25 protein-coding genes are annotated in these 24373 nt (G+C 53.8%); 12 read left to right on the forward strand and 13 right to left on the reverse strand.

All coding sequences use genetic code 11. The features are described from left to right. Nucleotides 1–7 precede the first annotated feature (7 nt). Nucleotides 8–772 (forward strand): SDR family NAD(P)-dependent oxidoreductase, encoded by a 765-nt coding sequence (locus BJF95_RS17950; protein ID WP_075640792.1) that lies wholly within the window; start codon nt 8–10, stop codon nt 770–772. A gap of 2 nt (nt 773–774) precedes the next feature. Here BJF95_RS17950 and BJF95_RS17955 read toward each other — a convergent pair whose 3' ends face one another. Continuing rightward, nucleotides 775–1857, reverse strand: a complete 1083-nt coding sequence (locus BJF95_RS17955) for a branched-chain amino acid ABC transporter substrate-binding protein (RefSeq protein WP_083638899.1) — start codon at nt 1855–1857, stop codon at nt 775–777. A gap of 240 nt (nt 1858–2097) precedes the next feature. Here BJF95_RS17955 and BJF95_RS17960 point away from each other — a divergent pair, with 240 nt between their 5' ends. Beyond that, nucleotides 2098–2583, forward strand: a complete 486-nt coding sequence (locus tag BJF95_RS17960; RefSeq protein ID WP_075640794.1) for a flavin reductase family protein — start codon at nt 2098–2100, stop codon at nt 2581–2583. 16 nt (nt 2584–2599) lie between these two features. Beyond that, a complete protein-coding gene (locus tag BJF95_RS17965) occupies nt 2600–2953 on the forward strand; it encodes a TfoX/Sxy family protein (RefSeq protein ID WP_075640795.1) in 354 nt (117 codons plus the stop codon). Here the strand turns inward: BJF95_RS17965 and BJF95_RS17970 are convergent. The 5 genes from BJF95_RS17970 to BJF95_RS17990 form a co-directional block, all read right to left on the reverse strand. Then, complete coding sequence (locus BJF95_RS17970; protein ID WP_075640796.1) at nt 2936–3340, reverse strand: NUDIX domain-containing protein; 405 nt, start codon at nt 3338–3340, stop codon at nt 2936–2938. The two genes, BJF95_RS17965 and BJF95_RS17970, sit on opposite strands and share 18 nt — an antisense overlap. Next, a complete protein-coding gene (locus BJF95_RS17975) occupies nt 3341–4789 on the reverse strand; it encodes a DEAD/DEAH box helicase (RefSeq protein ID WP_425348704.1) in 1449 nt (482 codons plus the stop codon). It abuts the gene before it with no gap. Beyond that, nucleotides 4747–4872, reverse strand: a complete 126-nt coding sequence (locus BJF95_RS24685; RefSeq protein ID WP_425348711.1) for a hypothetical protein — start codon at nt 4870–4872, stop codon at nt 4747–4749. The genes BJF95_RS17975 and BJF95_RS24685 overlap by 43 nt, the downstream gene beginning before the upstream one ends. Nucleotides 4873–5125: 253 nt before the next feature. Further along, nucleotides 5126–5749, reverse strand: a complete 624-nt coding sequence (locus tag BJF95_RS17985; protein WP_075640799.1) for a LysE family translocator — start codon at nt 5747–5749, stop codon at nt 5126–5128. A 105-nt stretch (nt 5750–5854) separates the two neighbouring features. Then, nucleotides 5855–6532 carry an alpha/beta hydrolase gene (locus BJF95_RS17990; RefSeq protein WP_075640800.1) on the reverse strand — a complete coding sequence of 226 codons (678 nt, stop codon included), beginning with the start codon at nt 6530–6532 and terminating at the stop codon, nt 5855–5857. A 238-nt stretch (nt 6533–6770) separates the two neighbouring features. Here BJF95_RS17990 and BJF95_RS17995 point away from each other — a divergent pair, with 238 nt between their 5' ends. The 7 genes from BJF95_RS17995 to sufA all read left to right on the forward strand — a co-directional run bounded on the left by BJF95_RS17995 (nt 6771) and on the right by sufA (nt 13828). Then, the gene (locus tag BJF95_RS17995; protein WP_075641129.1) at nt 6771–7931 is read left to right on the forward strand and encodes a cysteine desulfurase family protein; all 1161 of its coding nucleotides are present in this window, start codon (nt 6771–6773) and stop codon (nt 7929–7931) included. A gap of 159 nt (nt 7932–8090) precedes the next feature. Beyond that, complete coding sequence (gene sufB / locus BJF95_RS18000) at nt 8091–9560, forward strand: Fe-S cluster assembly protein SufB (RefSeq protein WP_075640801.1); 1470 nt, start codon at nt 8091–8093, stop codon at nt 9558–9560. 74 nt (nt 9561–9634) lie between these two features. Beyond that, nucleotides 9635–10390, forward strand: a complete 756-nt coding sequence (sufC, locus tag BJF95_RS18005; RefSeq protein WP_075640802.1) for a Fe-S cluster assembly ATPase SufC — start codon at nt 9635–9637, stop codon at nt 10388–10390. A 24-nt stretch (nt 10391–10414) separates the two neighbouring features. Then, nucleotides 10415–11689, forward strand: a complete 1275-nt coding sequence (gene sufD / locus BJF95_RS18010) for a Fe-S cluster assembly protein SufD (RefSeq protein WP_075640803.1) — start codon at nt 10415–10417, stop codon at nt 11687–11689. Further along, on the forward strand, nt 11682–12944 hold the full coding sequence (locus tag BJF95_RS18015) for a cysteine desulfurase (RefSeq protein ID WP_075640804.1): 1263 nt from the start codon (nt 11682–11684) through the stop codon (nt 12942–12944). The genes sufD and BJF95_RS18015 overlap by 8 nt, the downstream gene beginning before the upstream one ends. A gap of 10 nt (nt 12945–12954) precedes the next feature. After that, nucleotides 12955–13335, forward strand: a complete 381-nt coding sequence (locus tag BJF95_RS18020; RefSeq protein WP_075641130.1) for an SUF system Fe-S cluster assembly protein — start codon at nt 12955–12957, stop codon at nt 13333–13335. Nucleotides 13336–13441: 106 nt separating this feature from the next. Continuing rightward, nucleotides 13442–13828 (forward strand): Fe-S cluster assembly scaffold SufA, encoded by a 387-nt coding sequence (gene sufA, locus BJF95_RS18025; protein ID WP_075640805.1) that lies wholly within the window; start codon nt 13442–13444, stop codon nt 13826–13828. A gap of 2 nt (nt 13829–13830) precedes the next feature. On the opposite strand, the gene BJF95_RS18030 is transcribed toward sufA, so the two are convergent. Then, the gene (locus tag BJF95_RS18030; protein WP_342587952.1) at nt 13831–14472 is read right to left on the reverse strand and encodes a LysE family translocator; all 642 of its coding nucleotides are present in this window, start codon (nt 14470–14472) and stop codon (nt 13831–13833) included. 381 nt (nt 14473–14853) lie between these two features. Here BJF95_RS18030 and BJF95_RS18035 point away from each other — a divergent pair, with 381 nt between their 5' ends. Beyond that, on the forward strand, nt 14854–15582 hold the full coding sequence (locus tag BJF95_RS18035) for a phosphodiester glycosidase family protein (RefSeq protein WP_075640807.1): 729 nt from the start codon (nt 14854–14856) through the stop codon (nt 15580–15582). Nucleotides 15583–15585: 3 nt separating this feature from the next. Here BJF95_RS18035 and BJF95_RS18040 read toward each other — a convergent pair whose 3' ends face one another. The 3 genes from BJF95_RS18040 to BJF95_RS18050 form a co-directional block, all read right to left on the reverse strand. Beyond that, on the reverse strand, nt 15586–17307 hold the full coding sequence (locus tag BJF95_RS18040) for an O-linked N-acetylglucosamine transferase, SPINDLY family protein (RefSeq protein ID WP_083638900.1): 1722 nt from the start codon (nt 17305–17307) through the stop codon (nt 15586–15588). Between the two features lie 3 nt (nt 17308–17310). Next, nucleotides 17311–17658, reverse strand: a complete 348-nt coding sequence (locus tag BJF95_RS18045; RefSeq protein WP_075640809.1) for a hypothetical protein — start codon at nt 17656–17658, stop codon at nt 17311–17313. A gap of 118 nt (nt 17659–17776) precedes the next feature. After that, nucleotides 17777–19525 (reverse strand): O-linked N-acetylglucosamine transferase, SPINDLY family protein, encoded by a 1749-nt coding sequence (locus BJF95_RS18050; protein ID WP_075640810.1) that lies wholly within the window; start codon nt 19523–19525, stop codon nt 17777–17779. Nucleotides 19526–19939: 414 nt separating this feature from the next. On the opposite strand from BJF95_RS18050, the gene BJF95_RS18055 reads away from it, so the two are divergent. Continuing rightward, complete coding sequence (locus tag BJF95_RS18055; RefSeq protein WP_139317556.1) at nt 19940–20740, forward strand: hypothetical protein; 801 nt, start codon at nt 19940–19942, stop codon at nt 20738–20740. Between the two features lie 82 nt (nt 20741–20822). Here BJF95_RS18055 and BJF95_RS18060 read toward each other — a convergent pair whose 3' ends face one another. From BJF95_RS18060 to BJF95_RS18070, 3 genes are all read right to left on the reverse strand, one after another. Then, nucleotides 20823–21875 carry a quaternary amine ABC transporter ATP-binding protein gene (locus BJF95_RS18060; protein ID WP_075640812.1) on the reverse strand — a complete coding sequence of 351 codons (1053 nt, stop codon included), beginning with the start codon at nt 21873–21875 and terminating at the stop codon, nt 20823–20825. Further along, entirely contained in the window at nt 21868–22782 is a 915-nt protein-coding gene (locus BJF95_RS18065; RefSeq protein ID WP_075640813.1) for an ABC transporter permease, read from the reverse strand. The genes BJF95_RS18060 and BJF95_RS18065 overlap by 8 nt, the downstream gene beginning before the upstream one ends. A gap of 275 nt (nt 22783–23057) precedes the next feature. Further along, nucleotides 23058–24056: an ABC transporter substrate-binding protein gene (locus BJF95_RS18070; RefSeq protein ID WP_075640814.1), complete on the reverse strand. Its 999-nt coding sequence runs from the start codon at nt 24054–24056 to the stop codon at nt 23058–23060. Nucleotides 24057–24373 lie beyond the last annotated feature (317 nt).

A 24373-nucleotide genomic window follows, 5' to 3' on the forward strand; every position in this document is an offset into this window, starting at 1 on the left:
AGAAGACATGAAAAGACTTGTTGTGATCACCGGCGGTAGCACCGGCATAGGGCGGCAATTGGTGAAAGCCTTTGCAAAGAGCGGTGATCGAGTGGCCTTCAGCTATGTTGGAGACAATGGGTTTGCGCAAAGCCTGATAACTGAACTGGAGGTTTCAGGACATGAAGCACTTGGTCTTTTGGCCGATGTTGGCGATAGCGCGGCTGTTGAGGCGTTTTTTGATGCCGCTTGTATTTGGGCGGGCCGCGCACCGGATGTGCTGATCAATAACGCTGCCGTGCAAACATGGTCGAGTTTGCTGGAGCTGAAAGAAGAGGATTGGAACCGCGTTATCCGCACCAATCTGAGCGGCACCTTTTTCAATACCAAAGCCGCCGCCAAGCGCATGGTTGCCGCAGGTCAAGGTGGCTCGGTGATCAATATCGGGTCTGGCTGCAACAAGACGGCGTTTCCAAACCTGGTGGATTACACGGCATCAAAAGGCGGCGTGGAGCAATTTACCAAGGTTGCGGCGGTCGAGCTTGGCCCCAATGGCATCAGGGTCAATTGCGTAGCACCCGGTGCCATTGCCACAGAGCGCACATTCGATGAGGCACCCGATTATGCCGAGACGTGGGGCAAAGTCACGCCGCTTCGGCGCGTGGGTACGCCCAATGATATTGTGGGGCCGGTGATGTTTTTGGCAAGCGAAGCGGCAAGCTTTGTCACCGGGCAAACGTTGTGGGTTGACGGCGGGGTCTTTACCCGGCCCGTCTGGCCCTATGAGGGTTGAGATTATTGGGTGAGGGGCGTTTGAAATGCCCCGTCCCGCCATTCCAGCAACTGGTAGGGGTTTTCGCTTAACTCGTGATGTGCATCAAAGCTGATGGGGCCAATAACGGTTTGCACCATTGTTTTCGCAATAGCGTCACCCAGTGGTTGGTTGTCTGCTTGCTGGCTAGCCGCATTTAAAAACTGCACGGCAGCATAGGCGGGCAGGGTATAGCCATCCGGTTCAATATTGTTTTTGCGGAATTTGGCTGTTACGGCTTGCGCGCTGGGCAAGGTGGCATAATTGGGCGTGGTCACCGCTAAAACGCTATCTGCCAGCGGCACGGGCCTGTCCGCCGCCCGCATCCCATCTCCGCCCATCACAGTCAGTGCAATGCTTTCTGCCTTGGCGTCGCGGGCGATGATGCTGATGTCTGCGCGGTCACCGCCGATAAAAACATGGGTCGCGCCTGCTTTTTTAAGACGTCGCACCAGTGAAATCTGCTGTTCTTGCCCGGGGCGATAGGTGTCGTTGAAGACTGCTTTCATACCGCGCTGCTCAAGAGGCGCGCGGAGACTGTCCACCAACTCACGACCCCTTATCGTGCCATCATCAATCAGCGCGACGGCAAAGCCCGGCCATTGGCTCACAAGCACATCGACAATTTTGCTCGTCTCCGCTTTGTTGCTCGGAGCCATCCGGTAAAATGGCCAGTGCTTTTTCAATGCATCTTCCATAATGGTCGGCCAGCGCACAGACAGTGTGAGCGCTGGAATATGGGCATCCGCCAATTTCGGCAGGCTTGTTTCAAGGCTCTCACTGCACAGAAACCCAATGGCCGCATCCACTTTTGCTGCAATAAGCTCATCCGCGATGGCTGTTCCACTGCCTGCCTCACAGCTTTCATCAATCATCACAAGCTTGTCGTCACTTGCCTGCGATGCCGCCCGCGCACCGGCCTCCATTTGCTCCCCCAACAGTGCGTAAGGGCCATGCTGCGGAGCAACCAATCCAATTGTCATGGAAAAAGCGGGGGCTGCACACAGCAAAGTGCTTGTGAAAATAACGGATAGAGCAGGGCGAAAGGTCATTATGGTCCGGATCATGATGAATATCTTTTGATCCTACTGCATAATGTATGAAATCGGAATCGATTTAATCGGCAAACGACACATCGGATATAGAGAACCAAAGCGAAGCTTTGTGCGTAATATCAATTGTAGGGCGCAGTGGCGCGCAGGAAACGGAAATTTGCGGCACAGCAATTTTCGCTATGGTTTAATCCTGGCCCATCATGCTCTATAGCCAGTTAGAAATTGATTCCGACGAAGGGTAAGTGAAACATAATGGCCATCGATGCTTTGGATTATCGTGAAGCGATGAGCCGCTACGCCGGACACGTTCAGCTTGTAACCACCCGTTTTGGCGATATCATTCGCGGCACAACCATCACAGCCGCCTGCTCCGTTTCCGACCAGCCGCCGATGCTGCTGGCCTGCATCAACAATCAGAATGAAAACAACCAGCCGTTTTTTGAAAGCGATTGCTTTGTGCTCAACACACTGGGCGCGCAACACGAGGCGCTGGCCGGTGCTTTTGCAGGCTTTGGAAAATTAAGCACCGAGGAGCGGTTTGCCTTTGGCACATGGACGTCAGGAACCACGGGCGCACCTGTGTTGGCAGATGCCATTGCCGCTTATGAATGCCGGGTGGTGGACCGCAAAGTGACGCCCAGCCATACCGTGCTTTTTGGCGAGGTTGTCGGGTTGACGATGGGCAATACGTCAGCCTCTCTGCTCTATCTTAATCGAGGCTTCCATACTGTTGCATGATGGGTGAGGTGGTGCCATGGACAATGCAGATATTGAAGAGATGTTCTGCGCCCTTGGGCCTGTTTCCATACGCCGCATGTTTGGTGGCAAAGGCATTTACCACCACGGTGTCATCATTGCGCTCGATCTGTTCGACGAGATTTTGTTGAAAGCAGACGCCGAAACCGCACCCCTGTTTGAGCAGGCTGGCGCGCGCCAATGGACATATCAACGAGAGGACAAAAAGCCCGTTGCCATGCCTTATTGGTCGATTCCCGAGAATGCTTTTGATGATCCGGATGAGATGGCAAAATGGGTGACGCTGGCCTATGAGGCCGGATTTCGCACCCATAAGCCGAGTGCGAAAAAGGCTCTAGCGAAGAAACGGTAGAATCGCTTTCGTGAAAGCCGAAAGTGGCTCGGGCAAATCATCCAGCGCAAACCAGCCGAAATCCGAGAGCTTGTCTGGCTCGGTCAACTGCGCTTCGCCGGTTATATCATCTGTCTTATAAAGCAGAGAGACCCAATGCTGGCGATCAGCCTCGACAATTTGTTCTGTCACGGAGACGAATTCAATATTGCCGATGGAGAGGCCGGTTTCCTCTTCAGCCTCGCGCTTGGCAGCAATGTCTGAACGCTCCAGCACATCCACTTTGCCGCCAACAATGTTCCAGTAGCCAACTTCGGGTGGGCGCATGCGTTTATAGAGCAAAAGCTTGCCATCCTTTAAGATGGCAAGTCCCACGCCGACACCCGGAAAATCAATACCCGGCTTCATTTATGCTTTTGCGTTGGCAACAATCAGCATGAAAGCTGGAATGTCATCGCCAAAACCAATCGGTGTCGGGCCATCGTCGTGGTCGCGATAGTGATTGCGGCGGCGCTCGCGATGATCATCATTGGCCGGGTTTGGCGACTGATTGTGCCGCTGGTCCCGATTGCCCTGATTCGATCGCTTGTCTGCCTTGCGCTCTTGCTTCACGCTATCCACCTTGGTTACCACGACCTCTTCAGCCGATTCGACGCTATTCTGCACAGTTGCAGTGTCAGCTTTATGACTTGGCTCTGCGGCTTTTGCCGCCGGGCGACGATCACGGTCGCGCTCACGACCTTTGCCCCGTCCGCGACGCTCTTCTTTTTCGCCCTCAACGGCGGCAGGAAGAGAGGCGATATCGCCATCATGCCATTCGATTTTCTTAGTGATCAGTTTTTCAATCGCGTCAAGATATTTGGTATCCGACTTCGTCACCAGCGTGAAAGCGGCGCCGGAGCGGCCTGCACGACCCGTGCGGCCAATGCGGTGGACATAATCTTCCGCATGGATTGGCACATCAAAGTTGAACACATGGCTGACATCTGGAATGTCGAGGCCACGGGCTGCAACGTCTGAGGCAACCAGAAGGGTAATCTGATTGTCCTTGAAGCCAGCCAGCATATTGGTGCGCGAACGCTGATCCATATCGCCGTGCAGAGCGCCAACCGAAAAACCATGGCGTTCCAGCGAGCGGAACAGATCGGCCACATCCTTCTTGCGATTGCAGAAGATGATGGCATTCTTCAAATCATCCTGCGCCCGGATAATGTCGCGCAAGATCGCGCGCTTTTCATAATCCTTGTTGGGGCAGGCGATTAGGCGCTGTGTTACCGTCAAAGCCGTTGAGGATGGCTTGGCCACTTCAATGCGCTCAGGATTTTGCAAGAACCGATCCGCCAGTTTCTGAATTTCCGGCGGCATGGTTGCCGAGAAAAACAGCGTCTGGCGGGTAAAGGGAATCAATTTGGCGATGCGCTCGATATCGGGAATGAAGCCCATGTCCAGCATGCGGTCGGCTTCGTCGATCACCAGGATTTCCACGCCGGTCATTAGCAATTTGCCACGTTCGCAATGGTCCAGAAGACGGCCGGGGGTGCAGATCAAAACGTCTGCGCCGCGCTCCAGCTTTCTGTCTTGCTCATCAAAGGACACGCCACCAATCAGCAGTGCAATGTTGAGCTTGTGGTTTTTGCCGTATTTTTCGAAATTCTCAGCAACCTGAGCTGCGAGTTCACGTGTTGGCTCGAGAATCAGCGTGCGCGGCATACGCGCGCGCGCGCGGCCCTTTTCCAACAATGTCAGCATCGGCAGCACGAAAGAGGCGGTCTTGCCGGTGCCCGTCTGGGCAATGCCGCAAATGTCGCGGCGCATCAGGGCTGGCGGAATTGCGCCTGCCTGAATGGGCGTCGGCACTGTGTAGCCGGCGNCATCGGCAGCACGAAAGAGGCGGTCTTGCCGGTGCCCGTCTGGGCAATGCCGCAAATGTCGCGGCGCATCAGGGCTGGCGGAATTGCGCCTGCCTGAATGGGCGTCGGCACTGTGTAGCCGGCGTCGGTGACAGCAGAAAGAACTTTTTGGCTCAGGCCAAGGTCAGCGAATGTGGTCAAAGGGAAATGATATCCGTTCCGTTCTTACGAACTTTATTTGAAGCGCCATAGAAACAGGCGTTAACGCCAGCGCGGAATAGGCCCAAAACGGGCTAAAGTCAAGGAATAGGGCAAATCGCTGGCAGAAAACCTTAATGAAACTTCAATTTTTATGGGCGGTCGCGAGAATAGCGACCCCTGAAGCTCCCAGAAATCCTCCGGTGAGCCTATTGGCGATCGTGATAGCCTTTGGGGTTTTTAGCACGTTGCGCGCGCGACCGGCCAGCCAGACGTGACCACCGATCACCACAGTTTCAACAATCAGGATGATGGCGACGATGTCGATAAAGACGGTGCTGTTGAAGGATGAGGGCACAAAATTTGGCAGCAGCGCCAAATAGAAGAGTGGCATTTTGGGGTTGCCGAGGTTCAATGCAAAGCCTGTGAAATACACTGGTATAATTGATTGTCTGGCGTGCACAGGTTGACGCTCGGGTAAAACCGGGATTGCTGTCCACAACCGGATGCCCATCCAAATGAGATAAGCAGCACCTGCGAAACGGAGCACTGTCATGACGCCTCCCATTTCGCTGGCGAGGACAGACAACCCCATAAAGGCAAGGGTGAGGTAAATAAGAATGCCCGTGACTGTCCCCAGTCCATAGGCAATGCCAGAATATGGCCCGTGTGACAGGGTTCTGGCTATAACCGTCATGTTGTCGGGGCCTGGACTTGCCGCAAACAGAAAGAAGGCTAGTGTAAAGGCGATAGCGGAATGCAGGTCCATAGAAAAGCCCTCGAAACCAAATGGTTTTACGAGGCTAACATAGATTGTTGCGGTTGCAATATGAATAGGGCCGCGGGGAGGTGTTCCGAGCGGCCCTAAGTGTCATTAACGCAGACGCTTGGCGGCGGGTTCTGGAACCAGCTCGCCCTCAAGGCGGCGATCCAGATAGTCTTCGCACTCAGCCATCAATGTATCGACCTGACCGGAGAAAAAGTGGTTGGCACCCGGCATGGTCTTTTGGGTGATCAGAATACCCTTCTGGGTCTTCAGTTTATCCACAAGACCCTGAACGTCTTTTTCTGGTGCCACTTTATCCTGATCGCCATGGATAATGAGACCAGAGGAAGGGCAGGGTGCGAGGAAGGCGAAATCATAGGTGTTTGGCTGCGGTGCCACAGAAATAAAGCCTTCAATTTCTGGGCGGCGCATCAAAAGCTGCATGCCGATCCAAGAGCCAAAGGAATAACCCGCCACCCAGCAGCTTTTCGAATCAGGGTGCAGGCTCTGCACCCAATCCAGAGCTGACGCCGCATCGGACAATTCGCCAGCGCCGTGGTCAAACTCTCCCTGGCTGCGACCGATGCCACGGAAGTTGAAACGGAGCGTCGTAAAACCGCGCTTTTGGAACATGTAGAACAACTGATAGACAATCTGGTTGTTCATCGTGCCGCCAAACTGCGGATGCGGATGCAGAATGATCGCAATCGGCGCGCTCTTTTCCTTAGAGGGCTGATAGCGACCTTCGAGGCGACCTGCTGGTCCGTTAAAGATGACTTCGGGCATAGATACTCCGGTCTTGCTTGTCTTTTTTCGCGTATAGGCCCACGTGCATCCGAGAGATGACTTGACGGGGACAGTCAGCTTTTCTAAAACGCAGTTTAGAACCATTCGAAATTTTATGACTCAACCACGTTGTTGGATTGTGTCATAGGACAAGCTTGGTAAGAAATTCAAGGAAAATGCACTTTTCGTGACTGAAGTCGGCATTGAGCCTTTAAAAAACTTGGAAACCGGGAAAAAGATGGCAATTGAGCGCATCTATATGGATTGGAATGCCACGGCTCCGCTGCTTGATGAAGCGCGTGCAGCGATGATGGCAGCTCTGATGCTTTCCGGCAACCCGTCTTCTGTGCATAGCGAAGGCCGAAGCGCCCGCTCGTTGGTGGAAAAATCGCGCCGTCAGGTGGCGGCTCTTGTGGGTGCGAGTGCCCAGAATGTGGTGTTTACCTCCTGCGCCACTGAGGCTGCCAATACGGTTTTGTCGCCGCGCTACAAGATGGGGCGCTCCGTTCTGTCTTTTGGTACGCTGTATGTTTCGGCCATTGAGCACCCTGCCGTGCGCATGGGAGGGCGGTTTGAGCGCGTGGTTGAAATTCCGGTTTTGAAAACTGGTATTCTCGATCTTGCTGCTCTGGAGATGCTGCTGGCAGATCATCCGGCCGAGCATGGCTTGCCAATGGTGGCTGTGATGCTGGCCAACAATGAGACGGGCGTTATTCAGCCGGTGGCGGATGTTGCAGCGCTTGTTCATGCCAAGGGTGGTGTGTTGGTGGTGGATGCCGTGCAGGCCGCGGGTCGCATGCCGGTGGATATCGAGGCACTTGATGCGGATTTTCTGATAATTTCCGCTCACAAGCTTGGCGGTCCGAAGGGTGTCGGTGCGCTGATTGCCCGTGGTGAAATGCTGATGCCGGAGCCGCTGATCCGCGGCGGTGGGCAGGAAAAGGGACATCGCGGTGGAACAGAAAATCTATGCGCGATCGCAGGCTTTGGCGCAGCATCCGAATATGCGATAAATGACTTGATAAATCGCAATTTGCGTATCAGAACCTTGCGCGATCAGATGGAAGCGGGCATGCGCAATGCGGCAGAAGATCTGGTTATCCATGGCGAGGTCGCAGAGCGCATTGGCAATACGACGTTTTTCACCCTGCCGGGTTTGAAGGCGGAGACGGGGCAAATTGCCTTTGATCTTGAAGGTGTGGCGCTCTCGGCGGGAGCTGCCTGCTCTTCTGGGAAGGTTGGGCAAAGCCATGTGTTAACAGCCATGGGGCTTGACGCGGGTGTGGGTGGTTTGCGGATCTCTATTGGACCCGCCACCACGCAAGCGGATGTGGATGCTGTGGTCAGGGTGTTTGCAAAAATTGCAGCGCGTCGCCAGCATTCTGGTCAGGCTGCATAAGAATTCGAGAATACTTGCGCGATGTTAAGATTGCGCAAGAGAAATTCGGAAATAACAAGGGGTGAAAAACTCGCCCTCAATACCTACATTGAAGCGGAACCCCGCTTTCAACGTTGACAAGCTGCCGGACCTTGGACCCGGCGAGATTGGAGAACGCGAATGGCTGCCGTACAGGAAACGATCGATCAGGTCCGCCAGATCGACGTCGATCAGTACAAATATGGTTTTGAAACCATGATCGAAGTCGACAAGGCCCCCAAAGGCCTGTCGGAAGATATTGTCCGCTTTATTTCTGCCAAGAAAGAAGAGCCGGAATGGATGCTGCAATGGCGCCTCGACGCCTATCAGCGCTGGTTGACGATGGAAGAGCCGGAATGGGCGCGCGTCAATTATCCGAAGATCGATTTCAACGATATTTACTACTACGCCGCGCCGAAAAGCACAGCGGGGCCAAAATCGCTGGATGAGGTCGATCCCGAGCTTCTCAAGGTCTATGCCAAGCTGGGCATTCCGCTGAGCGAGCAGGAAATTCTGGCGGGCGTGGAACGTCCGAAGATTGCTGTGGATGCAGTGTTTGACTCGGTTTCCGTTGTCACCACCTTCAAGGCTGAGTTGATGAAGGCTGGTGTGATCTTCATGTCGATCTCGGAAGCCGTGCGCGAATATCCGGATCTGGTGAAGAAATACCTCGGCACGGTCGTGCCAGTCACCGACAATTATTATGCAACGCTGAATTCGGCTGTGTTTACCGATGGCTCGTTCGTGTTCATTCCCAAGGGCGTGCGTTGCCCGATGGAATTGTCCACCTACTTCCGGATCAACGAGAAAAACACCGGCCAGTTTGAACGCACGCTGATCATTGCCGAAGAGGGTGCATACGTCTCTTATCTGGAAGGTTGCACAGCCCCGCAGCGCGATGAAAACCAGCTGCACGCTGCCGTGGTTGAACTCGTGGCGCTGGACGATGCCGAAATCAAGTATTCTACCGTCCAGAACTGGTATCCGGGCGACAAGGATGGCAAGGGCGGCATCTACAACTTCGTTACCAAGCGTGGCGATTGCCGTGGCAAAAACTCGAAGATTTCCTGGACTCAAGTGGAGACCGGATCGGCGATTACCTGGAAATATCCATCCTGCATCCTGCGTGGTGATGGTTCGCGTGGTGAGTTCTATTCGATTGCGGTGTCCAATGGGCATCAGCAGGTCGATAGTGGCACCAAGATGATCCATCTCGGCAAGAACACATCGAGCCGCATCATCTCCAAGGGCATTTCGGCGGGCTTTTCCAACAACACCTATCGCGGTCAGGTTTCGGCCCACCGCAAGGCGGACAATGCCCGTAACTTCACCCAGTGCGACAGCTTGCTGATTGGCGACAAATGCGGTGCCCATACCGTGCCATACATCGAGGCGAAAAACTCGTCGGCACAGTTCGAGCATGAGGCCACCACCTCGAAAATCTCGGAAGATCAGCTGTTTTACTGCTTGCAGCGCGGCATTCCGCAAGAGGCGGCTATTGCCCTGATCGTCAACGGCTTTGTGCGCGACGTGATCCAGGAATTGCCAATGGAATTTGCGGTGGAAGCGCAAAAGCTGATTGGCATCAGCCTTGAAGGCTCGGTCGGCTAAGGTCCGACCGCGCATCCCAGCTCCCATTTCTGCGCAAAAGCGCATCACACTATTCGTCCGAAAGGATAGAGAAAATGCTTGAGATTAAAAACCTGCACGCCCGTATTGCCGAAGACGGCACAGAAATCATCCGTGGCCTGAACCTGACCGTCAAGGCTGGCGAAGTGGCGGCTATCATGGGGCCAAACGGCTCTGGTAAGTCCACGCTGTCCTACATTCTGTCGGGCCGCTCGGACTATGAAGTCACCGAGGGAGAAATCCTCTACAATGGCGAGAGCATTCTGGAACTGGACCCGGCGGAACGCGCCGCCAAGGGCATTTTCCTCGCTTTCCAATATCCGGTCGAGATTCCGGGCGTGGCCACCATGCAATTTCTGAAAGTGGCCATGAATGAGCAGCGTAAAGCGCGCGGCGAAGCTGAACTGACGACCCCGGACTTTATCCGCAAGGTCAAGGAAGCCGCTGCCGAATTGAAGATCAATCCTGACATGCTGAAGCGTCCGCTCAATGTTGGCTTCTCCGGTGGTGAAAAGAAGCGTGCAGAAATTCTGCAAATGGCGCTGTTGGCACCGCAGCTTTGCATTCTCGATGAAACCGATTCTGGTCTCGACATCGATGCACTGAAGATCGTGGCGGATGGCGTCAATGCGCTGAAATCGCCGGATCGGGCCACCATTGTGATCACCCACTATCAGCGCTTGCTGGACTACATTGTGCCCGACACGGTTCATGTTCTCTACAAGGGCCAGATCATCAAGACCGGCGACAAGAGCCTGGCGCTGGATCTGGAAGCAAATGGCTATGCCGATATCATTGGCGAAGCGGCCTGATTGGTCGGGAGAGGGAGTGTTATTATGAACATTCAAGCTGCCAACCGGTCTACACCGGCCGAGGAGGCGCTCAACGCGTTCTATTCCGCACATATCGGCGATCTGCCGGGTGATGGCGCAGTTTTGGGCAAGCGCGACATTCTGTTTGACGATCTGAAAAAGGCTGGCCTGCCAACGCGCCGTATCGAAGCCTGGCACTACACCGATCTGAAAACATTGCTACGTACACTGCCAGATGCCGAGGTCTCGGCTATATCAAAAGCAGTGGCACCATTGGTGGAAGCCGCGCGCGTGTTTGAATTGCGTCAAGGTGTGAGCCATGACGTGTCGGGTTTGGAAGGTGTGGGCATTTCGTCTTACGCTGAAACCCTGCGTGATGGCACAGCAGCACCAGAGCTGGTCGCTTTGTCCAATGATGATGCGATTGGCCGGATCAATGGTAGCTTTGTTGGCGACGGCTATGTTGTGACGGTCGAAGACAACGCCGAGCTTGAAAAGGCAATCGAGATTCAGGCGGGCCATGGTGGCGGGCATGTCCACACCCGCATTCCTGCGCGGTTTGGTGCAAATTCCAAAGCCACGGTTATTGAGCGTCATCGCAATGCCGGAGACAGTGCTGCCTTCATCACCAATGTCAGCGATTTGACACTGGGCGATGGCGCTGAAGTGACGTGGGTGATTGTACAGCAGCAAGGCTTGTCTGATACGCATCTGGGTCAGATCAAGGTGTCGCTGGGCGAAAATGCCAAGTTGAAGCTGTTTTTCATAAACGCTGGTGGCAAGCTGGTGCGGCAGGAAATTCATGTGAAAACAGCGGGCGAAGGCTCGGATTTCATGCTGCGCGGCGTCAACCTTCTCGGTGGTGAAAGCCATACCGATGTGACCATGACACTTGGCCATGATGTGCCCAACACCACATCGACGGAAGTGATCCGCAGCGTGGTGTTTGATCGCGCCCGTGGTGTGTTTCAAGGCCAGATCCGGGTTGCTCCGGATGCGCAAAAAACCGATGCCCGGATGGCTTGCAACACGCTGTTGATGTCGGACGATGCCGAGTTTTCAGTCAAGCCCGAGCTGGAAATCTTTGCCGATGACGTGCAATGCGCCCATGGTGCAACGGTTGCCGATATTGACCAAAACCATCTCTACTATCTGATGGCGCGTGGCATTCCGCAAAAGCCTGCCCGCGGTCTGCTGGTAAAAGCCTTTGTGGCCGAACTTGCAGAAGAACTCGAAGATGAGGCGCTGACGGAAGCCCTTGAAGGGGTGATTTCCGATTGGCTGGAAACCCATGGCTGATCAGCACAAGACCAATGGCGGTTCTGACGTTGCACCTTATGATGTGGCAAAAGTGCGGCAGGATTTTCCCATCCTGTCGCGCATGGTGCATGGTAACAAGTCATTGGTCTATCTGGACAATGGTGCCTCGGCACAAAAGCCGCAAAGCGTGATTGATGCCATCAGCCACGCCTATTCGCATGAATATGCCAATGTGCATCGCGGCCTGCATTTTCTCTCCAATGCAGCCACCGACGCCTATGAAGCGGCCCGCGAAAAAGTGCGCCGGTTTTTAAATGCTGGCTCTGTGGATGAAGTGGTGTTCACCAAATCCTCCACAGAGGCGATCAATACGGTTGCCTATGGCTATGGCATGAAAGAGATCGGCGAGGGCGATGAAATTGTCCTCAGCATCATGGAGCATCATTCCAACATTGTGCCATGGCATTTCTTGCGTGAGCGTAAAGGTGCCAAGCTGGTGTGGGTGCCGGTGGATGATGATGGCGCGTTTCATATCGAGGCGTTTGAAAAAAGCCTCACAGAGCGCACCAAGCTGATTGCCATCACCCATATGTCCAATGCCTTGGGCACGGTGGTTCCGGTGAAAGAAGTTTGCCGCATTGCCAAAGAGCGCGGCATTCCGGTGCTGGTCGATGGCAGTCAGGGTGCCGTGCACATGCCTGTGGATGTGCGCGATATTGACTGTGACTGGTACGTGATGACCGGCCACAAGCTCTATGGTCCATCGGGCATTGGCGTGCTCTATGGCAAGATGGATCGTTTGCGCCAGATGCAGCCCTTTATGGGGGGCGGCGAAATGATTGTCGATGTCAGCCAAGATAATGTGACTTATAATGAGCCGCCGCATCGGTTTGAGGCTGGCACACCGCCAATTGTGCAGGCCATTGGTCTTGGCTATGCGCTGGATTATATGGAAAGCCTTGGCCGTGAAGCCATTGCCGCCCATGAAGCGGATCTGACAGCCTATGCCCATCAGCGGCTGTCGGCCATTAATTCCTTGCGGATTATTGGCAATGCGCCCGGCAAGGGAGCGATTTTCTCCTTTGAACTTCAGGGCATACACGCGCATGATGTGTCAACGATCATTGATCGGCGGGGCGTTGCTGTGCGGGCTGGCACCCATTGTGCCCAACCGCTTCTGACACGTTTTGGTGTGACTTCGACCTGCCGTGCATCCTTTGCGCTTTACAATACCCGCGAAGAAGTTGATGCCTTGGCGGATGCGCTGGACTATGCAAAGGGCTTCTTTGCTTGAGGATAAGATGATGACGGTAAGCGAAAACCAGGAAAAGCCAGATGTTCGTGAGGGCATCGTTCATACCTCTCTTGCGCCCGAAGAAGTGGCGCGCTTGTCGGATGATATCATCTCGGCGTTGAAGACGGTGTATGACCCTGAAATTCCGGCGGATATTTTCGAGCTTGGCCTGATCTACAAGGTTGATATCGAAGATGACCGCATGGTGAAAATCATGATGACGTTGACAGCGCCCGGCTGCCCGGTGGCGGGTGAAATGCCGGGTTGGGTTGAAAATGCGGTTGGTTCTGTCGAGGGTGTTTCCGGCGTGACGGTCGAAATGACCTTTGATCCACCATGGACCCCCGATCGCATGTCCGAAGAAGCGCAAGTGGCTGTCGGCTGGTATTAAGCCGACCGCCTTTTGGCCGCCTCCTTGTGTACGGGCGGATCAAACATTACATCTTGACGATCGAAGCACCGGACCTTGACCCCGGTTGTGAGAAGGAGACGAGACAATGGGCTTTGCGGTGATGACCATGACCGATGCGGCAGCCAACCGCGTGAAGGAAATCGTGGAAAATTCGGGTCCCGATGCCAAGGGCATTCGCGTTGGCATCAAAAAAGGCGGCTGTGCCGGGATGGAATATACCATCGATCTGGTGCGCGAACCCAATGCCAAGGATGACCTGATCGAGCATGATGGCGCGAAAGTGTGGCTGGAGCCAGCCGCTGTGCTCTATCTTTTGGGCACGCAGATTGATTTTGAGACCACAACACTGCGCTCAGGCTTCACCTTCCACAATCCCAACCAGACTTCGGCCTGTGGCTGTGGTGAATCTGTGGAATTGAAGGCCGCTGATTTGGCAGAGCTTGCCAAGCAGCGCGAGCAGGCAACGGTCTGAGCTTACGCCCACATTTGTTTTGCGGCGAGCGCCAGAGACACCAACCCGAAGCCAATGAGCAGAATTGCCGAACCCTTGGAAATCCAGGCGGTGAAATGGTCCGGCAATTTGTGATGCATCCAGCGGACGGCACCGCAGAGCATGAAACACCATGATAGTGAGCCGATAAACACACCAGCAACCAGAAAAAATGGGCTGGTGCCACCGGTATCGGCCAGTCCAGCGCCTGCAAATAGCGCCACAAATCCAAAGAGCGTGGCCGGATTGGTGATGGTCAGCAGGAAGGTTGATAGGGTCACCCGTGCAATGTCGCTGGCAACATCACCTGTTTTTGCCACGCGAGCAGGTCTTGGTTTCAGCGTTTGAATGCCAATAATCAGAATCAGCAAGCCACCAATCAATTTTAACGGCAGCGAGATTTCGCGCAAAAAATCCTGCATGGCGGCAAAGCCCGCAGCGGCGGCAATGGCAAACAGCGTGTCTCCAAGTGCTCCGCCGATTCCAGTGGCCACACCTTGCCAAAAGCCGCGCTCAATCGTGCGGTTGATGCACAGAGTGCCAATTGGCCCAACAGGTGCCGCAACCGCGATACCCAATAAAAAGCCCTTGGCCAGCAAAATAAACAGCATTCCAGTCTCCGTCACGCGGGAACCTCCCCGGTGACTGTGAATGCAAATCAGCAATCCTGCGGGCCTTGTTATGGCGTGTTGCCATCGTCATCATGGGTCGATAGCAGACAAGAACAGGAATCGCAATTTCTACCGGGCCTGTTGGCAAAAGATCAAACCAGCGTCTGTCGTTGTTGCCATCATGTCGGCGTGATTTCTGCGTCTTCTAGAGTCTGTCAGGTTCAAGTTGAACCAAACAGACTCTCGATTCCCTTGTTTGAGTTTGTCTATTCGGGAAAACCGGATTCCACTTTTCCCTGACAAACTCTAGCCTGCGTTGGCGGTGGTCTATGAAGGCATGCTTCATGCTGCGAATTTGAGTGAGGTAAGTTGAAAAACACGGCATCTGTATTGGCCATGCTTTGGGCGGTTTCAGCAGGGGCTGCGTATTCTGCACCACCCGCTGGAGGTTGCACCGACGAAACCTTTTCCGGCACGAGCTATCGTGTCTGCCGATTTGATCCGTCAAAACAAACCATCCGTATCTATGATAGAGCGCCCGGTGGTGAACCCTTTGGCGGCTTCTATCCGCTGGTTACCCAGCTTTGGGCAGAGCGGCATACGCTTTTGTTTGCCACAAATGGTGGCATGTATGAATCCGATCTGAGTCCGGTCGGCCTGTTTGTCAGCAATGGCATGATCCGCACGCCAGCGCGCACAGAGGATGGTTGGGGCAATTTTTTCTTGAAGCCCAATGGCGTTTTCTACCTCAAAGACGGCAAGGCTGGCGTGCTGGAAACGCAAAACTACCTGACAAAATCAATCGAGCCAGACTATGCTACCCAATCCGGCCCGATGCTGGTGATTGATGGGGCGATCCATCCCAAATTTTTGGCAGAGAGCGATAGCCTCAAAATTCGCAATGGTGTGGGCGTGGATCGCAATCAGAAGGTTGTCTTTGTCATGAGCAATCAGCCGGTTCGGTTCTATGATATGGCGGTATTTTTCCGCGATTCACTGGACACACCGAACGCGCTGTTTTTGGATGGCACCATCTCCAGCCTCGCAGAACCAGCACAGGGGCGTATCGATCACGCCCATCCTTTGGGGCCAATCATTGCAGTGATTGGCACTGTGCCCAATTAAGCGTTACTGAAAAGGAGCGTGCCTTGGTGGCAGTGGTGCGACATCCATATGATCTGGCTCCAGGCCCGCTTTTTCGCGCTCCACCATCAGCTCAAATGCGCCTTCCAGATGGCGGGTAAAGCGCTCGGTGTCAAACAATGGCGCGGTTAAGCGACGATCCGAAATTTTCTGCCGAATGGTTGCGAGGCTGGCACGGTCTTTGGCAAGCGAGGCGGCAAGATCAACCAGATGATCAGGATCATTTGCCACGAGCTCAGGCACACCAAGTGCTGTCAGCAGGCTTTCAGACACCCGTGAGGCAAAATTGCTGCCTTTGAAGGTGATCACCGGCAATCCGGCCCAGAGCTTGTCCGACGTCGTGGTGTGTCCATTGTAGGGGTAAGTATCAAGCCCGAGGTCTGCCGCCTGCAGTCTGGCAATGTGATTGCTATAGGTGGCGGTATCGGCAAAAAAGATCCGGTCTGCAGAAATACCGTGTTTGCCCATAAACTCGATAAGATTTGCCTGTCGTGACGGGCCTTCGCACAAAATCCACAGCACCGAATCGGCAATGGCTGCCATCACCCGCGCCCACAATTGGGCGGTAAAGGGTGAAATCTTGCGCACGGCGTTGAAGGATGCCAGCACAAACGCATCTTCTGGCAAGCCAAGAGAGCTGCGCGATGCAGCAGGCACCAGCAGGCGGTGGCGGTTATCGTTGGCCTGATAGCATTCCGGCAGGCGGCACAATTTTTCATGATAATAGGGGCGGGAACTATCCGGCGTCACGATCGGATCAGAGATCACGTAATCGCAATCAATGCCATAGGCCGATCCTGGAAAGCCGATATAGGCCACCTGCAAAACGGCCAGCCCGCGATTGATCAGATCAACCCGGACATCCTTCGTGTGGCCTTTTAAATCCACCAGAATATCGAGGTCGAAACTGCGGATGTAGGCACAGGCCGCCTCGTCGTCCATATCGGTGATGACATGGAGATTGGGGTAGGTTTGGCGCATACCGTGATCGGTGGCAACGATCCGATTTTCGGTGTGACAAAAGAGGTGAATGTCAAACCGGGCCGGATCGTGAGACAGCAGAACCGATTGAAGCAGCCGCATTGTCGGATGCTGATCAGAATAATCCGCGGAGAGATAACCGACCCGGATCTTGTTGCCAAATTGGTGGGGCAGGGCGCGTCTTTGCTGCTTTGAGGCAGGTGTGAAGGGTGTTCCGGCCGCCATTTTGGTTTGTTGGCTGTTGATGGCCTCATCGCCGCACCACAGCAGATGCTCATAGGGATCATCCACGGCGAAAAACACAGGATCGCCGGATGTCATGCCATTCACTACAGTGGCGTCGCTTGCCGGAATCTCATCAAAAACAAGCATATCGCGCAAGAGACGCCTCAGCGTGTTCTGGATCTCAACGGAAAAGGGACCGCTGGCGGCGGCACGCTTCGCTGTTTCCAGTGCGCGGTCATTGTCTTTGGCCTGATGGAACAATCTTGCTGCCATCAACAAAAACATGGACTTATTGTCCGGCAAAGCCTCTGCCGCGCGCATGTAAAGTTCTGCAGCCTGTATTTTCTGATCCAGTTTTGCATGGCACTGCGCCGCAACCAGCAGAATATTGCCGTCAATCACGCGATTTTTCAAAACCGGTGCCAGAAGGCGGAGGCATTTGGTGAGGTTGCCCGCTTTATAGGCCTGAAGCGCCTGCATAAAACTGTTGGAGGGGGCCATGTTTCAAAGGGCCGCTTTGGGATAAGCGCGCTCCAGACCGCCGGAGCGGACCAGCCCGTCGCGAAAGGCCTGATAGGCAGCATGTTGACTGGAGCGAGATATTTCCATCAGGCGAATTTGCAAACGCGCAGGCGCGTTGTTTCCAAGCCATTCACCGCAACGTCCCAGTTTGAGGGAGTTGAGAAAGCGTGATTGTGCGGCATTTTCCAGATAAACAAAAAGACCTTCCGTCAAGCACTCGTCCTGAGTGGGATTTTCCAACAGCAGCCGCAGAAACGCAACGTCTTCGTCGCCAAGTGTCGAGAGTTTCGCAGCAACGGTTTCGCGGTCTGGAAAATTGGCTGTGGGCATGACAGTCTCCTGCTATTGTGTTCAAGGCTTACAGCGCTTTGCGCCATAGGTGGTGCACAAACTTGGCTGTAACGCTTTATATCCAGTGCATCTATATTACTTCATGCGTTTATACAGATCACGCTTGAGCCGAGCTTGTCATTTCGCCCGGAATGAATGGTTCCGTTCTTGGCGGTCGCGCAGTGACACGCAAATGATCTGGCGGCAAGCCCTGTGCTGCGCGCTCCATCATCATGCGAAAGGCGTCCTCCACATGGCGCGCACTTCTTTCGCTATCAAACAAGGGTGCCATCAAACGATTGGCGTGGATTTTCTGCCTTATCGCCAAAAGCTCATTGCGATTTTGACTCAAACGCACGGCGAGATTAATAAAATCCGCGTCGTCCCTGGCAACCAGTTCAGGAATGCCAAGGGCGTTGAGAAGGCTTTCTGAAACACGCGAGGCGAAATTGGTGCCTTTCCTGGTCAGAACCGGCAGGCCCGCCCACAGCGCATCCGACGTGGTGGTGTGGCCATTGTAGGGGAACGTGTCGAGGCCAAGATCGGCTGCAGGCATGCGGGCGATGTGGTCATTATAAATGGCTTTGGGGGCAAGGATGATTCGGGCTGGGTCCACACCCGCGTGGGCAACACTTTCAAGAAAATTGCGGTTGCTCTCTGCGCGCTCCCCGAGCATCCATAGCAAGCTGTCTTCGGTGCGCTTCAGGATTTCCATCCACAAATCGAATGTTTCCGGGGTGATTTTGCGGATTGTGTTGCTGGAGTTGAAAATGAATTTGTCTTCGGGCAAACCGAGGAGCGCGCGCGGCGTTGGTGGCAACAGTGACCGATTGATATTGTCGTTCGGCTGATAGCTTTCCGGCAGCAGGCAGAATTTTTCGTGATAGAATGGCGCACTCGACGGCGGCGTCACAATCGGATCGGACAGGATATAATCGCAATCAATACCGTTGCCGGAGCCGGGAAAGCCAATATAGGCCACCTGAATGGGAGCAGGGCCGCTGTTGACCAGATCAATCCAGGCACCCAGAGTATGCCCCTTCAGATCAACAAGAATATCAATATTGTGCGCCCGGATAAGATCATGCGCCTCTTGTGTGGAGAGATGGCCGATTTGCACAATCCTTGAGGCGTGTCTTTGCCGAAACCCGCCATCAGCAGCAATCAAAGCATCAGACGTAAAGCAAAAAAAGGTGAATTCCACTGCCGCGCTGTCGTGATAATCAAACATGCCCTGCATCAGGATGGTTGTGGCATGGCAGTCGGAAAGGTCGTTCGAGAGATAGCCGATGCGCGGCTTTTTGCCAAAAGCATGGGCTCTCGTTCGGCGTCTTGCTCTGCTATCCTCACTGAAGGGCGTTGCATTTTGCATCTGCGTCACGGCCTGGTTCAAGGCTTCATCGCCGCACCAGGCGATGTGATTGAGCAGGGTTTCCGCGCCAATTGCAATTGCGTCGCGCTTTTGAAGCGCCTCACGTTGTTTGGCATTGGATTGACGCAACTCTTCAATGTTCAGCCAATGGTGGATAAAATGACGATACACATGCGCCGCCTCTTTGTCGTGAGGATTGATGCCGTGAAGGTCTCGGGCGACCAAAAAAGCCTGCCAGTTGTCGCCGGTTTTACGCAGCAAGGCGAGTGCGAGCGATAACAGCAACGCAGGCTGCGCGCCGGGTTCGCGTGCGGCTGCCATAAAGCATTGGGCAGCGTCGGCATGTCGTTCCAGCTTGGTGTAGCTTTGCCCCAGCATGAGCAGCCCTTGCAGCGGTAGTGGACTCGCGTGTTGGCAGCGTTCGAGAATGGCGGCAGCGGCCTCGAAATCCTTTGCTGTATAGCGGGCAATTGCTGCTTTGAGAGAATTCGTCATATCGGTACCAAACCCGGGCTTTCTTATCAGCTGATAACTGGCGGCTGGAGCTAGCGCGAGGCTTGTCTCGGCAGTCGCGCACGAGTTGACATCCCCAATGCCTGGGTTGACGATATCATGCGTTATAAAACAGATTCGATTGTTGAACGAGTGAGCTAAATCACCCGCTTATTTGTTCGTTGGAGTTTTGAAATGTCAGAATTGACCATTTGCATGCCGAGCCGGCGGAATTTGAAAGACTCCTTTGCTGCAATCGAGAGCGCGCTTGCCTTTTGCGAAAAGCGTGGCGCTCTTCTGAACCTTTCGGATAATTCCGGCGACGATGAGAAGAGAGCGTTCTGGGAAGGTAAATCTGCCTGTCTCACCTATATTAAAAGCGAAGCGCAAACGGCAAATGACAATATGGTCCTTGCGGTGCAGGCGGCTGACACACCTTTTATTATGCTTATGGGCGATGACGATCTGATTGTCGCAAAAGAGGGTATCGATCCTCTCGATCTTTCGGATATCCCGTTCGATTATGTTGGTGTTTTCCCTGAGATCGAGACTTTCTTGGCCCCAGAACAGCCAGGCCCGATGACAATCCTGTCACTGGAGCAAGACGATGCTTCAGATCGCATGCTCGCTTATTTCAATTCCGGCGCGACGCACAACGGCGGTTTTTATTCGATTTTCCGTCGAGACGTCTGGCTGTCGACTTTTGATTTGTTCTTGCGCTTCCATCCAACGCTGGCAGGATTCAGCGATTGGGCTCTCGCAATTTCGCTGTTCACGGCTGGTAAAATGGCCAGCGATCCCAGCATTCATTATCGCTACAATATGGCAAGGTGGGCCACAACAGAAGAAATTCTCTCCCATCGAGAGCAGTTATTTACCCAGGCAGGCTTGCCACAAAGCGCTATGAAATATGAGCGGCTTTTCATGTTCCTTGACTTTTTCGTGCTGATCAACCGTGTCGGCTCGCCTTTGTCGATTGATGAGCGCCAACGTCTCGGCAAAGCTGCCGTCTATGTTATGCTTGGCCGTTTTATTAACGACGTGGCAAATGCGCCAGAGCGATACGAAGAAGGTATCGGCGCGCTGGCCGAAATGGTGCTGGATGAAACGGACAGCTTCACGCAGTTTCAGCTCGGCTTGCTGATGATTGAGCGTGCCCAGCCAGGCCTGAAGGATAAATATATCGCTTTTATTCAGGCTGCCCTTGAAGGTGCGTAAGCCGTAGCCCATCGTTCTTTGGAAAATATGTGGTGAGAGATTGAAAGACAGGCGACGGAAAAACTCCGCCGCCTGTTGTTGTTCAGGCCGCTTCAACAGACATTTCGGTGCTCTTGGCAGGAGAAACCATGGCCGAGATGATCAATGATAAATTGACAGAGCCAACAACTTTGCCCGAGCGGTCGCTCACCTGAGCGCTGGTCACGGATTGCTCCACCATGGTTCGTGCGGCTTCCTCCAGCGTTGTGCGCGACGTCAGCTTCAGATTGCTCGTGCTTTGGTTCATTTGCTCCATCACGGTGCCAATTTTGATCACGCGCCCGCGGTTTACCTCTTTCACAAAGGAGGCGATGTAGTCATCGGCAGGTCTCAGAACAATGTCCTGCCCGCTGCCTTGTTGCACCACCTCGCCATCGCGCAAAATAGCGATCTTGTCGCCCAGCCGTAAGGCCTCATCCAGATCGTGGGTAATGAACACCACAGTCTTGTTGAGCTCCTGCTGCAAGTCCAGCAGCACGCTTTGCATATCCACGCGAATGAGCGGATCAAGGGCCGAATAGGCCTCATCCATCAAGAGAATATCGGCATCATTGGCAAGCGCGCGCGCCAGACCCACCCGTTGCTGCATTCCGCCGGAGAGCTGGTTGGGATAATTGGTCTCAAATCCGGCAAGTCCTACCCGCTCAATCCAATGCTGACCTTTTACCATGCTTTCGCTGCGCGGCATGCCTTGAATATCTAGGCCATAGACGACGTTTTCCATCACCGTGCGGTGTGGCAGAAGGCCGAACTTCTGAAACACCATCGCAGTTTTGTGGCGGCGAAAGCTTCGCAACTCTGCTGCGTTCATTGTGCAGACATCCACGCCATCATAGAGCACTTCGCCCGCGGTCGGATCAATCAGCCGGTTGATGTGGCGGATCAGCGTGGACTTGCCGGAGCCAGACAGCCCCATGACCACGGTGATCTCACCGGCCGGCATGTCGATATTGATGTCACGCAAACCAAGAACATGGTTATGGCGATCATTGAGCTCGACCTTGGTGATGCCATCTCGAACAGCGTCAATGTGCTTTTTCTCGTCTGGCCCAAAGATTTTGTAGAGATTGCGGATTTGAATGCCGTGACTAGCCATGAACCACCTCCGTATGTTTTTGCAGGCGACGGCCATAGGCCTGACTTGTGCGATCAAAGATGATGGCAATGGCAACCAGCGCAAAGCCGTTGAGAAAACCAATGGTGAAAAACTGATTGGTAATCGCCTGCAACACGTTTTTGCCAAGACCACCGACACCGATCATGGAGGCGATGACAACCATGGCCAGCGACATCATGATGGTTTGGTTGATACCGGCCATGATGTTGGGCAAAGCCAGCGGAATCTGCACATTGAACAGCTTTTGCCGCTCTGAAGAGCCAAAGGCATCGGCCGCTTCAATAGCTTCCCGGCTCACAAGACGGATACCAAGATTGGTCAGGCGAATGATGGGGGCAACAGCATAAATCACCACCGCGATCAGGCCTGGCACTTTGCCGATACCAAAAATCATCACCACGGGGATGAGGTAGACGAAGCTCGGCATGGTCTGCATGACATCCAGCACCGGATTGAAGATTGATTGGACCCGATCGGAGCGGGCCATCCAGATGCCCACGGGGATGCCGATGACAATCGAGCAGATTGTGCATACCGTTACCATGGACAGGGTCACCATCGTGTCCTTCCAAAGCCCGGTCAGGCCAATCACCATCATGGCGATGGCTGTGCCAAGGGTGGTTTTCCAATCACGGCTCACAAAATAGACAATGGCGCAAAGCGCGAGGATCATGATGATCCATGGCGTATTTACAAACAGGCTTTGCAGCCAATTGAGAAACAGCTGTAACGGGTGCAGAAGATTGTCCAAGAAATCGCCGTAAGCGCGAACGAACGATTTAAATCCCGTATCGACTGTTTTTTTGAAAATGCGCATGCTGTCGCTGTCGATAGACGGAAACTGGCAGAATACGGCGGGGAGGGAGCTGCAAATAGCGAATGCCATATGCTTTCCTTTTCAGTAAAGACCCGGCGTGCATCAACATATTGGGCACGCGGAGCCGCGTCTAATTGAATTCACGGTTTGCTTGAGAGGCATGCAATGACGGCAACGTCTGGAAAATCGATGTTCTTTCACCGGACCAGAGAAGGCAAAGCGCCTGTCAAGACCGGGCTTTTTGCGAAATCATCACCTTTTCAAACCTGTCGTCACACCGCGTTCGAATGAAAAGAGCGGGCAAAATAGTCGCCCACTCCCTATTGATCGACGAAGGCCTAACCTTAAAGTTCAGCCTTAACCTTTTCCGCGACCTCTGGTGAAACCCATTTGGCCCACACGTCTGGATAGGTCTCCAGGAAATATTTTGCGGTATCGGCGTTGTCGGCCTGATTGTCGCTCATCCAGGCAAGAACTTTGCCAACAGTGGCATTATCCCAGCGGCGTGCCTTGATGTAATCCATTGCCACGCCAGCGCGATCGGCAAACTTCTTGGTCACAACCGTATCAACTTCGGCAACAGGATAAGAATTCAGCTTTGGATCGGGGCAATCCGCCACCGTGATGCACTTGTCCCAGGCGGCCTTGTCAAATTTTGTGTCAAAGCTCAGCTTCACCATGTCATATTTGCCAAGAATGGCCGTGGGTGCCCAATAGTAGCCAAGCCAGCCGATTTTCTTTTCAAACGCATGGGCAATCGAGCCATCCAGACCGGCCGCCGAGCCGCTGCCGATCAATTGAAAGCCCTTGGTGTCCGCTTTGATGGCCTTGTAGAGATTGGCCGTGGTGATCTGGCAACCCCAGCCAGCCGGGCAATTGGTAACAGCGCCCTTGGATGCATCTTCAGGTGCCGGAAAAAGCTCTGGATGCTTCAAAGCATCTTCAACGGTCTTGATGTCTGGATGGGCATCCGCGATGAATTTTGGAATCCACCAGCCTTCAACACCGCCGTCTGTCAAAATTTGCGTCACCTTGACGATTTTATCGTCTGCAAGTGCCTTGGCAAGCGGCTCCTGAACGGCATTGACCCACAACTCGGGTGCCATGTCAGGCTCGGCTTTTTCAGTCATGGAGGTAAATGTTGGAATCGTATCGCCGGTGACCAGTTCCACCTCGCAACCATAACCGCTTTCCAAAATGATTTTATCAATGTTTGCTGCAACCCCAGCCGAGGCCCAGTTCATCTCCGCAATGGAAACTTTGCCACAGTCGGCGGCCTGCGCAGAGCCGGTCAAACCAATGAATCCTGCGGCGAGTATTGTGGAAACGAGAAGTGTCCTCATGTCGTGGATATATCCTTTTTCAGTGTCTCATAACAAACGGACCGCGAGGCGATAGAACAGCCTCAGATCGCAGAGTGTGTTTGATGGTTAAGGCCAATCAATAGCCTCAACATGAATGGCGCGGGCGGTGATTTACACAGCCTGATCTATTTGCGACCTTCTTAAGGGTAGGGCTTTTGTCAGATAAATCAACCGCTCTGAGTTATTTTCTTCGAAATAATGTCGCAGAAAAGCCATCGTTTTGCCAATTTCGCCTTGGCCTGCAAGGGGATGTGCTGATTTGCAAAGGCGCATTGCATTGGCTGTTTGGCTGCGTC

The sequence above is a fragment of the Rhizobium oryziradicis genome, assembly GCF_001939045.1.
In the GTDB taxonomy this organism is placed as follows: Bacteria; Pseudomonadota; Alphaproteobacteria; order Rhizobiales; family Rhizobiaceae; genus Allorhizobium; species Allorhizobium oryziradicis.